14 protein-coding genes and 1 pseudogene are annotated in these 15021 nt (G+C 64.4%); 9 read left to right on the top strand and 6 right to left on the bottom strand.

Annotated elements, in window-relative coordinates:
* Positions 1 to 34: 34 nt before the first annotated feature.
* On the top strand, positions 35 to 808 hold the full coding sequence (locus AC1DKD_RS08690) for a TSUP family transporter (RefSeq protein ID WP_441626204.1): 774 nt from the start codon (positions 35 to 37) through the stop codon (positions 806 to 808).
* Between the two features lie 45 nt (positions 809 to 853).
* Here AC1DKD_RS08690 and AC1DKD_RS08685 read toward each other — a convergent pair whose 3' ends face one another.
* The 3 genes from AC1DKD_RS08685 to AC1DKD_RS08675 form a co-directional block, all read right to left on the bottom strand.
* Positions 854 to 2428, bottom strand: a complete 1575-nt coding sequence (locus AC1DKD_RS08685) for a peptide chain release factor 3 (RefSeq protein ID WP_441626202.1) — start codon at positions 2426 to 2428, stop codon at positions 854 to 856.
* 136 nt (positions 2429 to 2564) lie between these two features.
* Complete coding sequence (locus tag AC1DKD_RS08680) at positions 2565 to 3530, bottom strand: YihY/virulence factor BrkB family protein (protein ID WP_477102884.1); 966 nt, start codon at positions 3528 to 3530, stop codon at positions 2565 to 2567.
* Between the two features lie 109 nt (positions 3531 to 3639).
* Positions 3640 to 3807 carry a DUF1328 domain-containing protein gene (locus AC1DKD_RS08675; protein ID WP_045236439.1) on the bottom strand — a complete coding sequence of 56 codons (168 nt, stop codon included), beginning with the start codon at positions 3805 to 3807 and terminating at the stop codon, positions 3640 to 3642.
* 253 nt (positions 3808 to 4060) lie between these two features.
* Here AC1DKD_RS08675 and AC1DKD_RS08670 point away from each other — a divergent pair, with 253 nt between their 5' ends.
* From AC1DKD_RS08670 to AC1DKD_RS08640, 7 genes are all read left to right on the top strand, one after another.
* A complete protein-coding gene (locus tag AC1DKD_RS08670) occupies positions 4061 to 4228 on the top strand; it encodes a hypothetical protein (RefSeq protein ID WP_441626200.1) in 168 nt (55 codons plus the stop codon).
* Positions 4229 to 4710: 482 nt separating this feature from the next.
* Complete coding sequence (locus AC1DKD_RS08665; RefSeq protein ID WP_441626198.1) at positions 4711 to 5259, top strand: hypothetical protein; 549 nt, start codon at positions 4711 to 4713, stop codon at positions 5257 to 5259.
* Positions 5256 to 5846 carry a hypothetical protein gene (locus AC1DKD_RS08660; protein ID WP_441626196.1) on the top strand — a complete coding sequence of 197 codons (591 nt, stop codon included), beginning with the start codon at positions 5256 to 5258 and terminating at the stop codon, positions 5844 to 5846. The genes AC1DKD_RS08665 and AC1DKD_RS08660 overlap by 4 nt, the downstream gene beginning before the upstream one ends.
* 18 nt (positions 5847 to 5864) lie before the next feature.
* Positions 5865 to 6671 (top strand): hypothetical protein, encoded by an 807-nt coding sequence (locus AC1DKD_RS08655; RefSeq protein WP_441626194.1) that lies wholly within the window; start codon positions 5865 to 5867, stop codon positions 6669 to 6671.
* Positions 6672 to 6744: 73 nt separating this feature from the next.
* Positions 6745 to 7437, top strand: a complete 693-nt coding sequence (locus AC1DKD_RS08650) for a C39 family peptidase (RefSeq protein WP_441626192.1) — start codon at positions 6745 to 6747, stop codon at positions 7435 to 7437.
* Between the two features lies 1 nt (position 7438).
* Complete coding sequence (locus AC1DKD_RS08645; protein WP_441626190.1) at positions 7439 to 8218, top strand: hypothetical protein; 780 nt, start codon at positions 7439 to 7441, stop codon at positions 8216 to 8218.
* Between the two features lie 59 nt (positions 8219 to 8277).
* Positions 8278 to 9618: a transporter gene (locus AC1DKD_RS08640; protein ID WP_441626188.1), complete on the top strand. Its 1341-nt coding sequence runs from the start codon at positions 8278 to 8280 to the stop codon at positions 9616 to 9618.
* A 91-nt stretch (positions 9619 to 9709) separates the two neighbouring features.
* Here the strand turns inward: AC1DKD_RS08640 and AC1DKD_RS08635 are convergent, their stop codons facing one another.
* From AC1DKD_RS08635 to AC1DKD_RS08625, 3 genes and pseudogenes are all read right to left on the bottom strand, one after another.
* Positions 9710 to 11080, bottom strand: coding sequence for a sigma-54-dependent transcriptional regulator (locus AC1DKD_RS08635; RefSeq protein ID WP_035875198.1), 1371 nt, complete (start codon positions 11078 to 11080; stop codon positions 9710 to 9712).
* Between the two features lie 125 nt (positions 11081 to 11205).
* Positions 11206 to 11676: a hypothetical protein gene (locus AC1DKD_RS08630; RefSeq protein ID WP_441626184.1), complete on the bottom strand. Its 471-nt coding sequence runs from the start codon at positions 11674 to 11676 to the stop codon at positions 11206 to 11208.
* A gap of 579 nt (positions 11677 to 12255) precedes the next feature.
* Positions 12256 to 13010 (bottom strand): annotated as a pseudogene (locus AC1DKD_RS08625) (solute carrier family 23 protein); the annotation flags it as partial.
* A gap of 482 nt (positions 13011 to 13492) precedes the next feature.
* Between AC1DKD_RS08625 and AC1DKD_RS08620 the strand changes: the two are divergent.
* Entirely contained in the window at positions 13493 to 13696 is a 204-nt protein-coding gene (locus AC1DKD_RS08620; protein ID WP_035875195.1) for a cold-shock protein, read from the top strand.
* Positions 13697 to 15021: the final 1325 nt, after the last annotated feature.

Below are 15021 nucleotides of genomic sequence, written 5' to 3'. Positions count from 1 at the left end.
TGCTGTGGGTCACGCAACCCCGACTCAGCCTATCGTGGAACTCCCCTCCCTTTCCTTCCTGCTCCCTGGCTTTTCCCTGCCGGCCTACCTCGCCATGTGCCTGGCAATCGCCGGCGCTTATGTGATCTTCGGCATGGCGGGCTTTGGCACCGCGCTGGTGGCGGGACCGCTGCTGGCCTACCTGATGCCGGTCAGCCAGATCGTGCCTCTGCTGGCGCTGATGGACTGCAGCGCCGCCGCCTTTGCCTTGCTGCGCGATGGCCGCGCCGCGGACCGCGCCGAGCTTGGCCGGTTGCTGCCCTGCATGCTGGCCGGCAGCCTGGCGGGCGCCGCGTTGCTGCTCAAGCTGCAATCGGATCTGCTGCCGCTGCTGCTGGGCATGTTCGCCATGGCCTACGCGGTCTGGTCGCTTGCCGGCAGGCGCCCGGCGGGCTTCACGCCGCGCGCGGCGCTCCCTTTCGGGCTGGGTGGCGGCATCTGCTCGGCCATGTTCGGCAGCGGCGGTTTCCTGTATGCGATCTACCTGTCGGGACGGCTGGGCAAGGACGCGATGCGCATGACGCAATCGACGCTGATCGGCGTAAGCACGCTGACGCGGCTGGTGCTGTTCGCGCTGGCGGGAGTGTATGCAGGCGCGGCCATCCTCAAGCTGGCGCTGATGCTGGCGCCGGCGATGGCGCTGGGCCTGTGGGCCGGGCGCAGGATCACGCTGCGCTTGTCGCGCGAGCAGTTTCTGCGCATGGTCAATGTGGTGGTGCTGTGTTCGGGCGGCGCGCTGGTGCTGCACTTCCTGCTGCGCGTGAACTGACGAACGCCGCCCGGCGAGGGCGGCGTTCGTCCATGACACCCGGCCTCAGACGATCTCGCGCGTTTCCATGAACTGCAGATTGGGAAAGCGCTCCTGCGTCAGGCGCAGGTTGACCATGCTGGGCGCCAGGTAGACGTGGTCGCCCGCGCCGTCGAGCGCCACGTTATGGCCGGCCTTTTCGATCAGCTTGTCGATCTCCGCGGGATCGCCCTTGAGCCAGCGCGCCGTGGCGCAATCGTGCGACTCGAAAATCGCGTCGACGCCGTACTCATGCTCCAGGCGGTGCGCCACCACGTCGAACTGCAGGATACCCACGGCGCCCAGCACCAGGTCGTTGGAAGCGATCGGGCGGAACATCTGCGTGGCGCCTTCCTCGGCCAGCTGCTGCAAACCCTTTTGCAGTTGCTTGACCTTCAGCGGGTTGTTCAGTCGCGCGCGGCGGAAGAACTCGGGCGCGAACGAAGGAATACCAGTGAACTTGAGCGCTTCACCCTCGCTGAACACGTCGCCCAGGCGGATGGTGCCGTGGTTGGGCACGCCGATGATGTCGCCGGCATAGGCCTCTTCGGTCGTATTGCGGTCCTGCGACATGAAGGTGATGGCGTTATTGATCGCCATGGTCTTGCCGGTGGACACGTGCAGCAGCTTCATGCCGCGCTCGAAACGGCCCGAACAGACACGCACGAAGGCGATGCGGTCGCGGTGGCGCGGGTCCATATTGGCCTGGATCTTGAACACGAAGCCGGTGAACTTGGGCTCCTGCGGCTCCACCACGCGCGACTCGGCATGGCGCGCCTGCGGCGGCGGCGCCAGCGCGCACAGTGCGTCGAGCAGCGATTGCACGCCGAAGTTGTTGACGGCCGAGCCGAAGTACACCGGCGTCTGCTTGCCGCTGAGAAAGGCGTCCTTGTCGAAGGCATGCGAAGCGCCGCGCACGAGTTCGATCTCGATGCGCAGTTCCTCCGCCTGGCTGCCCAGCACGCGGTCCAGCTCCGGGTTGTCCAGCCCCTGGACGATGGCCGAGGTGCCCTTGTCGCCGTGCGGATCGAACAACTGCACGCGGTCGTCGATCAGGTGGTACACACCGCGGAAAGACTTGCCCATGCCGATCGGCCAGGTCATCGGCGCGCACTGCATCTTCAGCACGTCCTCGATTTCGTCGAGCAGTTCGATCGGCGAGCGGCCTTCACGGTCGAGCTTGTTGATGAAGGTGATGATGGGCGTGTCGCGCAGGCGGCAGACGTTGAGCAGCTTGATGGTCTGGGCTTCGACGCCGTTGACCGAGTCGATCACCATCACCGCGGAGTCCACCGCGGTCAGCGTGCGGTAGGTGTCTTCCGAAAAGTCCTCGTGGCCCGGCGTGTCGAGCAGGTTGATGATGTTCTCCTGGTAGGGGAACTGCATCACCGAGGAGGTCACCGAAATGCCGCGCTGCTTTTCCAGCTCCATCCAGTCGGAGGTGGCATGGCGGTCGGCCTTGCGCGCGCGCACTTCGCCCGCGACCTGGATGGCGCCGCCGAACCACAGCAGTTTTTCGGTCAGGGTCGTCTTACCCGCGTCAGGGTGCGAAATGATGGCAAAGGTGCGACGACGCGCAATTTCGGATACGAGCGAGCTCACGGCAGTGGATTCGGCAAACAGAAGATGAAATAAGGGCCCGGGGCGCAGCGGACCGGCGCCAGGGGCCGGCGCGACCATCAGCTTGCGGTCGGGGGCCGGGCACTGCGGGCATGCACGAAGGGAATCGGGCCGTATTTTACCGGTTCGCGGGACCAGCGGCGCGGGGATCGGGCGGCACGCTGCCGCTTTGCCCTCTCAGGCTGCCGAATTGCAGCGCGTACTGGCGAGTGAGTTCGGCACCGAAGAAGAAAATTTGCGCCGAATAATACACCCACAACATCAGCGCCACCACCGAGCCGGCCGCCCCGTAAGACGTAGCCACGGCACTATTGCCCAAGTAGAGGCCAATCAGCCGCTTGCCCACCGCGAACAACAGGGCGGTGATGACCGCCCCCATGATCACATCGCGCCAGGCGATGCGCGCGTTGGGCAGCATCTTGAAGATCACGGCGAACAGCAAAGTGACCACGCAAAAGGAAAATGCCGTTGAGATCGCTTCGGCGACCGGCGCAAACCACGATTGCGTCCACAACTGCCCCCAGAACCGGTCGATCACGGCCAGCGCGGCATTGACGATCAGCGACACCAGCAGCATGAAGCCCAGCACCAGCACCAGGCTGAACGACAACAACCGCGCGCGCAGCAATTGCTGCCAGCCCGCGCCTTGCGGCACGGGCGCTTGCCAGATCTCGTCCAGGCTGCCCTTTAGCTCGGCAAAGGCGCTGGTGGCGCCGACGAACAGGATGCCGGTGGCGATGGCGGCGGCCACCCCGCTACCGCCGGCGCGATGCGTGGCGGCAAGGATTTGCTGAACGGCCGCCGCGCCCTGGGCGCCGACCAGGCCCTCGATCTGGGCGAATATCTCGCCGCGTGCCGCCTCCGCGCCGAAGAAGAGGCCGGCAATGGAAATCACCAGCACCAGGATTGGCGCCATCGAGAAAAGCATATAGAAGGACAGCGCCGCGCCCTTGCTGGCGGCACGGTGCGCCAGCCACGAGCGTATCGCGGCCAGCACCACGCTGACCGTGCGCGCGGCGGTATGGCGATTGGGCAACCAGTTGCCATTGCCGCCCGGGCGTTGCCTGGGCGGCTTGTGGTCCAGGGACCGGTCGGGGAAATCGGCTGGATTCACGCGTGGATCCCGTTATTGATCGGCGCCGGCGAGCGGCCCCGCAGGGGCGGGGCCATGAGCGCCGTTGTCATAGGCGGCGCTAGCGCCGGTCCTTGCTCAGGCCCCATATCAGCGACACCATGAACAGCACGATGAAGATGAGGAAGACAATTTTGGCGAACGCGGCCGCCCAGGCGGAAATGCCGCCAAAGCCGAACAAGGCGGCAATCACGGCGATGACGAAGAAAACCACGGCGTAGCGCAACATGATGCGACTCCAATGCAGCCATCTCCCGTCTTGTTATCCGCTCCAAGGTTCATGATACCGCCCATCGCACGCTTTGCCCAAGCCGCCCGCGGCTCGGTTTTGGCCCGATCCCGGCACCAGCAGCTAGACTGAAAGACGGGCAAGGCGCCATTTCGCCGCGCGCGCACGGCGTCACCGGACCGTTGAGCGCCATCCCCAACGTGCAAGCACCGTCCTCCAGCACGCAACCCTTTGACAGTCGGAAGGAGGCACCATGAACAGAAGGACTATCCACCGCCTCGGGACCGCCGTCTTCCTGGCGCTCGGCCTGCTCGCCGCCGCTGGTTGCGAACGCAGCCAGCCGGGCCCCAAGCCGATCTCCAGCGGACCCGCGCAACACGCCGGCGGCACAGCGCAGGGTCTGCCAGGCGCGCCAGCCTGAGCGCATCGCCAGCTTCGCAACCGCGCAGGGCAGGCCAGCGTGGCCGGTGCGGCCTGCGTGGCACCCATGCTCCTGCAAGCTCAGGGCGTACCCGTTTCTGCGTAGGGACCATCGCACCCCGCGGACGGCGTTGCGCGTGGCAAACGGGGGTTGCGGGGCACAAAAGCGGCCGGCAGCAAAGGCAGGCGGGCGCGCCAGCCACCGCCGGCCTTGTTTCAGCAATGTAACCGGCGCCCGCCCGCCCGTCGGGGCACACATGGCGCGGCGTCTGGCCTGATCCATCATGGCTGGGCGGTAGATCGGCAATAGCTTACAACCGGCTTCACTGCCAACAGCGTGTTTCAGTGCTGCAACCAAAATGTCCCCCCTTTTGCGGGGAACTTACACACGATCTGGCAACCCACCCGCAAACCCTTGCCAGCGCTGGATCCCAGGGTATTGGCACGCTTGTCGCTCTACTCCGCAGAGGGAGATATAAAAAAATGACGCGACGAGTCCTACAACGCGGGAGTGAGTTCTGCCATGCGTCAGCCGCCTGCGCGAATGACGGCACGAAGGCGCTCGTATCGACTGGCGCGGCCTGCGCCCTCGGTCTTGCAGCTTTTGTCGCCGCCTTTGCTTCCTTCTCCGCGAGTGCAGATCCAGGCGATATCGTCGTTCTGCGCAGCGTCGAGCCGCACATTGCCTATCGCGGCATTCCGCAGGGGGACATGCCGGTAGCAGCCGCTGTCGAGCCGTTTCCGTCCGCCCGTTTCCAGCAATCCACAGCCGCCGTGGTGAGCGACCTGACCGACAGCGATCTCGCTGCCGCGGTGGGCCGCAGCACCGGCGGCACCGCCGTGTCCGGCACCAGCCAGTCTGCCACCGGGCGGCTGGTCGTGGTATCCAGCCAGATCGAGGGCCTGGCCAACGGCAGTGGCGCTGGAGGCGTCTCGGGCGGCATCGCCGGCCAGATCGCGCAAGCTACCGGCAACATGAGCGGCGCCCTGATGCGCGGGCTGGCGCCGCTCGCGGTGGGAGGCCGGCCATGACCCTTACCCACGCTGCCGTTCTGGCCAGCCTTTTACTGGCCAGCCTCCCATCCCACGCCCAGGGCACCGACACCGACAGCGCGCGCATCGATACGGGCGCGCTCGCCGGCGTTGCCGGGCGTGCCGCCGTTAACCTGGCCGCCGGCAGCGGCAATGCGCAAAGCAACCAGGCTGCCATCGCGGACATTGGCAGCGCTACGGTGCAGTCGCGCCAGCACGCTGGCGCGTCCGTGCCCGCGGGCGGCGCCGTGAGCCAGATCGGCAACGGCGCATTCGCCAATGGCAGCGGACTGCTGAGCGCCAACGTGGCCAGCGGCAACGGCAACCTGCAAAGCAACGCGGCAGTGCTGGCGCCGGCCGCCAGCGTAAGGATCGAAGCCATCTCCGACGGCCTGCTCGCCGCGGAATCGGCCGGAGGGAGTCGCCCGGGTTCAGCGGGCCACGCAGCGGGACCCCGCGAGGCAGTCATCCAGCCGGATGCCTACCGCAACGCGACGGGCCTGGTGCAGCTGAACCAGACGGCAGGATCGGGGAATGTCTCGTCCAACGTTTTTGTGCTCCGTCCCCCGGCGGGCACTTTTTTCTAAGCAGGGAAGGAGAAAATCATGAAAACGAAAATCCTCGCCATCGCAGCGATAACCGCGCTTTCCACCAGCGCGTTTGCGGGCGGCTTCAGCTATTTCGATCGGCCGGACGATGCCGATATCTTCAACCAGACCGCCATCAGCAACGACATCTACGTCCGTGGCTTCGGCTTTGCCTGGGGCGACATCCGCTTCAAGTCCGAGTCGGGCGCGGTGGTCAACAGCCAGCAGAGCGCGCGCGACAATAACGTGCGTATCGGCCCGTCCAGCAATAGCGCATCCGGCGGCGGCAACGCGCTGTTCAATGCGCAGGGCAATATCGGCGTGAACATTTCCGCAGGCGCGGGTAATGGCCAATCCAACCAGGCCGCGCTGGCCAGCATCGATGCGTCGGACGTGTTCGCCTCGGCGCAGGTTTTCTCCAGCCAGAAGACCGGGGATAACGGCGTGCATATGGTCGGCGCGGCGAACAGCGCCAGCATGGGCGACAACATGCTGGCCGGGGCCAAGGGCAATGTCGGTGTGAACATCGCTGCCGGCGCCGGCAACCTGCAGAGCAATTCGCTGGCCGCCTCGGTCAATACGGGCAGCGGCAACAGCGGTGGCCGCAACGGTGCGCCAGTCGGCGTGCTGGCCAAGGCGACCGCCTCAAACGACCAGACGACTTACGGCAACGATCTGTCCATGTGCGGCTGCCGGCCGAGCAACGCTGCCACGCTCAGTGGCAGCGCCCTGGTCAACGCAGTCGGCAATATCGGCGTCAACATCGCCGCCGGCGCCGGCAACGTGCAGAGCAACGGGCTCGCGATTTCCACCGCGGCCCATTGAAGCAGGATAAACGCGGCAGGAGAGCCGGGTACCGGGGGGTACCGGCTCATCCCGCCCAACGGGGGGATGTGTCATGCGCGCGCTATTCCGCATGGCCGGGGCATGCGTACTGCTAGCAGCGGCACTCGGCGCTCACGGTCAGAGCACGATGACAATCGACATCGACGGCCAGCCGATGCTCAGGAAGCCTGTCAAGAGCATGCTCGAGATGCGCTACCAGAACATGATGCGCCAGCAACTTGACTTCAGTTGTGGTGCGGCCGCGGTGGGTACGCTGCTTCGCTACGGCTATGGCTTTGACCTGGCGGAGCCCAGGATCGTCGAGGACATGCTGCGCATCGCCGACGCCGACACCGTGGTCAAGAACGGCTTCTCCATGCTCGACATGCGCAACTACGTGGAGACGCTCGGCCTGCGCGGACGAGGTTTCCGGGTCGACTACAGCGCCCTGCGGCAACTCAAGATCCCGGTCATCACCCTGCTCGACGTCAACGGTTACCTGCATTTCGTGGTGGTGCGCAAGGCAATAGACGGGCGCGTGTTTGTCGCCGACCCTGCGCTGGGGAACCGCATCATCAAGGAGGAGGACTTCGCGGCCAACTGGAACGGCCTGGTGTTCGCCATCGTCGGCCGGCCGTTCGACCCGAACTCGCCGCTGCTCAACATCACCGCGCCTGCCTTGCGCGAGCGGACCAACGCCGCGCTGGCCGGCGGCATGGTGCCCGCAGCGCTGGACTTTGGCCTGATCCGGATGGATTACTTCTGACATGGACGCCGCGCTTCGCCTCCTCTGCCTGAGCTGCTCGGCCAGCGTGGCGCTGACCGCATCGGCCGCCGCCCGCGCCTCTGCCGTGACGGACGACTTGAGCGAGGTGGTTGCCTCGCCGGTCATGGCAGAGCTCGTCGGTGACGACGAACTGGCGGCCGTGCGCGGCAAATACATGGGTGCGAGCCTGGTCAGCGGCTTCGTGGTGGAGATGGTCTCGCGCTGGCAGAACGACACGGCGATCGCGACGGCGAGCGCGCGCGTGGCGGCCGCCAACCTGGCCGCCGCCAGGGCGGTTTCCCAGGCCACCGCCAGCCTGTCGGCGCAGGTGCAGAGCCTGGCGCCTGGCAACGTGCAGGGCAATGGCGGCGTGGCCAGCTCCGCAGTGCAGGTGGCGGGCGTGGGCCAGGTCACGCAGATCGCGGGCGACGCCAACTCAGCCAGCAACGTCAGTACCATCACGACGCAGACCGCGCCCATCCAGGCGGCGACGGGCAACAGCAACCCGGCACCGCAAGTAGCTCAGGGCAACGGCATCACTGCCAGCGCCACGATCGCTGCTGGCGGTGGCGTCTCGGTGGCCATTCAATCGGCCGCGGGCAGCGCCACGCAGAATGCGCAGACCGGCAGCCTGATGCAGACCGCGCGCATCACCGGCGACGCGCAGCAAGTGCTCAACCTCACCAACATCACGCTGCAGGTGCAGCAACTGTCAAGCCGGCAACTGACCCAAACCAGCATGCGGGACGCACTAGCGGCGATGGCGACGATGCGACGATAATCCACCATGCAAGGGCTGGCGCACCCGCATCGCGCCCATTCAGATTTCCGGGGGGAAAGATGAAGAACGAATTCGCTCTGTTGGGTACCCTGGCGGGTACCCTGATCTCCACTGGCGCGTGGGCCCAGGTCAGCGTCCAGCCCAGCACAGACGAGCGGATCGAACGGCTGACGAATCTGGTCGAGCAACAGCAAAAGACCATCAAGGCTCTCGAGCAGCGCCTGAACGACCTGGAAATGGTCGGGGCGCGCGGACGAGGGGTGGCAGGGGGAACGGGGAGCAGTGCCGAGGGGAACGCTGGTGGTGCCATGACCGCCGCCGGTGTTCCCTCATTGGCACAAGAGGCCAGCCCTGCCACACCTGGCGCGACAGCCGCAGCCACCGCGACTTCCGGCAGCGATACCCCTGTAGTGGGTTCGGATGCGCGCGAAACCCAGCAGCAGGCACGCGTGCAGAGCAAGGATCTGGTCTACCAGAGCGAGCACGCGCCGCTATTCGAGCGGCGCCTGACCATCGACAGCGGTTTCATCTATAGCTACTACGACCGGCGCGCGCTGTCGCTGTCCGGCTTCCTGGCACTGGATGCCATCTTCCTCGGCACCATCAATCTCAACCAGACCAAGTCGTACACGCTCACCTACGACACCATCGCGCGCTATGGTCTCTCCGACCGCTTTTCGATGGATTTCGACCTGCCGCTCATCTACCGCAATACCAATTTCCTCTCCGGCGGTGCGGGCGGCTCCGCCTCGAACCTGTCCGACGCGACGCTCAGCACGGCAGCGCCGGGCGACATCAGCATGGGGTTGTATTATCAGTTCCTGCGTGAGAGCGGCGCGGCACCCGACGTCGTCGGCAGCATCCGCGTACGCGCACCCACCGGGCGCTCGCCGTTCGGCATCAAGCTGGTTCCGGCGGACCCCAACAACAACAATCTCAATATCGCCGACCAGTTGCCCACGGGCAACGGCGTATGGGCCGTTACCGCCGGCCTGTCGCTGCTCAAGACCTACGACCCGGTGGTGCTGTTCGTGAATGCCAGCTACACCTACAACATCAAGCGCTCGGTGAGCGATATTTCCTCGGTGCAGGGACAGGTCACGCCGGCCGACGTCAAGCTGGGCGACACGTTCGGCTTTGGCGGCGGCCTCGCGCTCGCGCTAAACGACCGCACGTCGATGTCGCTGGCCTTCAATGCCTCCATTTCGGGCAGCACGCAGGTCACCACCGCCGGCGTTACGCAGACCGTGATCGGCAGCCGATCCAATGTGGCCACCATGACCTTCGGCTTGAATCACGTGATTACCAAAGGCTGGTCGGTGAGCGCCGCGATCGGCCTCGGGCTGACACCCGACGCGGCGAACTACACAGTGACGCTGCGCTTCCCTTATACGTTCTGAATCGGGTAGGTCGCTCCCGTCCCCTCCCCCAAAAAAAAGGCGGGCCGCAGCCCGCTTCCGTCCTGTATGCCGCTTCTGCGGCGATGTGTTGTTAGTCGCCGGCGCCGGGGCGCGCTTCGATACGGATATTGTGCTTGTGCATCAGCCGGTATAGCGTGACCCGCGAGACGTTGAGTTCGCGCGCGGCCGGCACCACATGGAAGCCGTGACTTGCCATCACGGTACGGATCGCCTCACGCTCAGCCTCTTCGCGGATCGCATCCAGGGTCTTGCGCGGTGAGTCGCTGCCACCGTGCAGCTGCAGGTCCTCCGCGGTGATCTTGCGGTTATCGGTCATCACGATGGCGCGCCGTACCCGGTTGATCAGTTCGCGTACATTGCCGGGCCACTCATATTGCATCATGGCCTGGGTGGAGCACGGCGAAAATCCGCGAATGCGCCGGTGCGCCTCGTGGCCATGTTCGGCGAGTACCGAGTTGGCCAGTAGCAGGATGTCCTCGCCGCGTTCGCGCAATGGCGGGATCGACAGGGTCAGCACACATAGCCGGTGGAACAGGTCGGCGCGGAAGCGACCGTCCGACTGGGCCGCCACCAGGTCCACGTGTGTCGCCGAGATGATGCGCAAATCCAGCGGGATCGACTGGTGCCCGCCTAGCCGGGTGATAGTGCCTTGCTGCAAGAAGCGCAGCAGGGCTACCTGGCTTTCCAGGGGCAGGTCGCCAATCTCGTCGAGGAACAGGGTACCGCCCTGCGCCTGCTCGATCCAGCCTATCTTGCGCTGGTTGGCGCCGGTGAACGCGCCCTTCTCGTAGCCGAACAATTCGGACTGCACCAGGTGCGGCGGGATTGCGCCGCAATTGATCGCCACGAACGGACCTTTGCGGCGGCTCGAGGCTTCATGGATGGCTTGCGCCGCCAGCTCCTTGCCGGTGCCGGACTCGCCGGAGATAAATACGGGCGCCTCGTTGTGCGCCACCTTGGCTAGCGAGCGGAACATGGAACGCATGGCCGCGCACTCGCCGATCATCGGTCCGTGGCCGATCAGTTCGTGGCTGCGGGCGCCATGCAGGCAGGCCATGCCGTGCGCGTGCTTGAGCGTGTAGAGCAGTTCGCTGAACGAGAACGGCGTGCGCACGTAGTCCACGCAGTAGTCGCGTATCAAGCGCCGCACGCGTTCGTCTTCCAGCATGCGCGACGACGTGATCGCCACCCACATCACGTGCAGGTATTGCAGGCTTTGTTCGAGCTGCATCAGGTCGGCATCGCTGTATTCGCTCTCGAGATCGAGCACGCCAGCCATCGGCGCGCTGCCCCGTACGACCCGGCTCAGATCCCGGATCTGCTGAATATGGCGAATCTCCCAGCCGGAGCCGAACTGGGCCGGGTCAAATCCATAGGGTTCGTGGCGCGATACGACCAGCACCTGTGCGGTGCGTGTCGCCGCCTTGCACAGTCGGTCCATAACGTTCTCCCTGACATTGAGCACTTTGACTATTCCAGCTTCCGCCACGGCCGCGCTCTGATGCGGGCTCTGTTTGCGGCCAAGCTGAGTCGGTTGGGGAGGCTCCCCCACGCGCAACGTCGGCATTACGATTTGGACTGGCTGCGGGACTGCTCGCCGAGAATGGCGGTGTGGTCGCCCCCGGCCTGGAGCTGCTCGCGAATACGCCGGCGCACCTCGTCTTTCTCGCGCGTCAGCTCGCTGCGCGGTGCCTCCAGCGACTGGCCCGAGTAACGGCAATAGAGCGCCTTGTAGGTCAGTTGGCTAAGGATCCATTCCTGCAGCAACTCACGCTGGCGGGACAGTTCGCTTTCGAGCGAGCGTTGCCGCTGCAGCAATTGCTCGATCGCTGCCCGCACATGGGGCGGGAGCGTCTCGTCCTGGCTCAGGAATGCGTCGACGGTACTGGCGGCAGGATCGCCCCGCTCGCTGATGCGGCTTCGGCGCGGTGCCTCGGCTGCGGCTTCTCCCAAAGCCAACCAGGCACGGTGAATGGACAGGCTGGCGGACTCGCTGATGGGCCCCATGGCGGGTCGCCGGATTTCTCCTGCGGTCATGATGTGATCCCCGTTGAACAACACCCCCGGCACTACACGTTCGCGATTACCACTTATGTTTGATCTTATTGTTTGCTTTTCTAATCGGGCGGGCGTGTATCCGCGCGCTCCTTTCGTGGTGGCGAAGCCATCTGGACGATGGTCTGATCGTTCAGTCCTTGCCGTCTGTGTGCGGTGGACTTGTTTCTGTCTAAATTTTCAGGCCTGACTACACTGCGCCAGCGGCGCGACCCCGGAGTGCCGGAGTCAAGAAGGGGCGCCCTTAAAGCGCCCCGCTATCTGCCACGCCTCTAGTTCAGTGCATTTGGGCCTGTTTGTCCAGCCCTCAGTATGGGCACTCAGCCGAATATCATCCTTTCGTATGAGCCACATGACCACGATCATCTGCCTTGCGAGGTAATTAGCCACTTACTTTTTGTGTAAAAAGAACGACAGTTCGGGAGCCTGGCAAGCCCCGGGCACGTTTCGGCGGGTGCGCAGAAACGGGTACGCCCCAGCGATCCCGGAGGCGGCAATGCGCTCCGCGGGCGACGCAGAAACGGGTACGCGCGTCGCCGCGGGCCAATCGCGGTTGCGGGCTCAATGCCCCGGCAAGTGATAGAACTTGAAGACAAAGACAGCGGCGATGATCCACACCAGGACCGGGACCGTGCGGGCCTGCCCTGTCAACAATTTGAGCCCCGCATAGGTAATGAAGCCAAAAGCCACGCCCTTTGCCACCGAATAGGTGAAAGGCATGCCAGGCGCGGTCAGCATGGCGGGTACCACCTCGGTCGCATCGCTCCAGTCCAGGTCCACCAGCTCGCGCAACATCAGGCGAGACACGTAGAACTGCGCCGGCGCCGTGGCATTGCCGGGCACGGTGCCCGCGAGCGGAGCGATGAACCGGCTGGCGAGAAAGAGCGTCGCCACCGTGACCGCGGTAAGCCCGATCCATCCACCTGCCTGCACGCCTGATGCGCTTTCGATATAGGCGGTGGTGGACGACGAGGTGCCGAGAAAATATCCCGGCATGATCGCCGTGCTATCGGCCATCAGTGCCTTGTTAAGCCGGTCCATCTTGCCCGCCTTTAGCAAGCCGGCGCGATTGGCCACGCCCATCAGGGTGCCGGTGGCGTCGAACAACTCCGCCAGGAAGAACACCAGCACCACATTGATGATGCCGATCGACAGGGCGGCGGAGATATCGAGCCTGAGCAGGGTCGGCGCAATGGAGGGCCATGGAACGTGTTGTCGCCGACTACGAAGCTAAGGATGGTGGTAAGCAGGATGCCGATCAGGATCGCGCCTTTGACCTTAAGGTGATCGCGTGCCAGGATCACGAAGAAGCCGGCGGTGTAGGCCATGGTCAGGAACGTGGTTGGCCCGGCCAGCAACTCGATGCGCGCGTCGGTCGGTGCTCGCTTAACTTGAACAAGCGCTCCACCTGCGAAACTCCGGCGGCACCTGCGGGTAGACTGGTTTGCTGGCGGGTTCCTGCCCGGGCTACTGACGCTGCGCATGTGCGGCCAAGCGTACTGTCTAGCAATTTCTTCCCCCCGGCACCGCTGCCGGCCAATAGGCATCATCTGAAAAATGTGATGATCCCACGACGATCGGCAGTGGATCCGGGCAGGCATCCAGAATCACCCTACCTTGACGCTGACGCTAATCCGCCGTATAAACCCCGCTAGATTCAAGCGACGAGGCAACAGCACATTCGTTAGCCACCGTCATGGTACTTCCGTTGTCCATGGTGTCCTTTCCTTGAGTTGCTTTGCTCGGATACGCGTGAGCTATCCGTTTCTTTTAAATTTTTCCCAGGAAAAGCAATACCATGCAAACCGGTATCGTTAAATGGTTCAACGACGCCAAGGGCTTCGGTTTCATCAAGCCGGACGCTGGCGGTGACGATCTCTTCGCGCACTTCTCTGAAATCCGCTCGGAAGGTTTCAAGTCGCTGCAGGAAAACCAACGTGTGTCGTTCGAAGTCAAGAACGGCCCGAAGGGCCTGCAAGCCGCGAACATCACGCCGCTGTAAGCAATAGACTGGCACCCCGCCCTGGGGTGCGCCCAGTCAGGAAAACCCCGCCTCTCGAGGCGGGGTTTTTTTTCGCCCGCGCGTACTGCGTGCGCGGCGGATCAGTCAGGCATGGCCCTCCACCCACTCGGCACGCTACGGCGGACCGCCAACCGTGCGGCATCCATGCCGGCAGCGCAGCGCACTGGCGGCCCCAAGCAGTGCCATTGCGCCGCCGCCTGCCGGCCCAAATCAGCCCCATTGGCGAAAACGCTCCCGGCAACGCACGCAGAAATGGGTACGCTTGCCTGCGGCGGGGCTAAAGAGAACTCCCGGACCCCCAAATCACTCCGCAGAAATGGGTACGCCCAAGGCGCATTGAGCACCCGCGGCCATTCCCGATGGCCAGAAACCACGCAGAAATGGGTACGCCTCATCATTCGGGCGCTTCGCGTCGGCAACTAAGCGGCGTTTGCCGGCTGTGACGCAGCAAGTCATCACGCAGAAACGGGTACGCCCTGCGCCAGATCTGCCCTCCACGCCCCCAAGGCTGGGCGAATACCTCTCCGCAAGCGGCGCGGTGATGCAACGCCGCAACGCAGAAACGGGTACGCCCCCTCATTTTTTGGGCCAGGCCAATCACTAGTGCAAGCGCGCCCGTCGCGCAGAAACGGGTACGGAGCGCGGCTTTCGGGCACCGTGACGCAGTTGCCCCCCTCGCGCAGAGCCCCCGCGTCACCTGGCGCCACGCCAATTCCTTGCCGCGGCGAGGAAATCCGTGCTCCCCCGCAGAAATGGGTACACCCCAGACGCGACGACGGTGTTCCTTCCGTCGCAGAAATGGGTAYGCGCCCGTCAAGTCATCGCGCGCCGCCGGGGCACGCCACCATCCCCTCACCACCAACAGCACGCAGAAACGGGTACGCCACCGGAAAGCCTTTAATTTATTTATGATCCTTGAGTGCAAGTACTCGCTTTCAGTAAGAAGCTTGTGTATAATGGAAAGGAGAACCAGCTTGCGGGAAATAGTGGCAACGGATATACGCAGAAACGGGTACGCGGTGAGCGGAAACCTGGCTTGTTGGGCCCGCAGAAACGGGTACGCCAAGCACTGTGAAGCAACGGAATCCACGATTCGCAGAATTGGGTACGCCGCAGAAATGGGTACGTTTTGAGTGCGCCAGGGCGCCGAACCTCGGATTTCAAATAGCTCCACGCAGAATTGGGTACGGAAATGGAACGGCAAGCACCCTTGTTACGCAGAATTGGGTACGGGCGCGATGAAAAAGGGCTGTGGCGGGATGGGCGGCGTACCCGTTTCTGCGGGGATAACTAGTCCGCTCCGC

This window comes from Cupriavidus sp. 05T313 (genome assembly GCF_056396665.1).
Note: the sequence above shows the minus strand (reverse complement) of the source record. Positions and strands in the feature narration are given on the sequence as shown.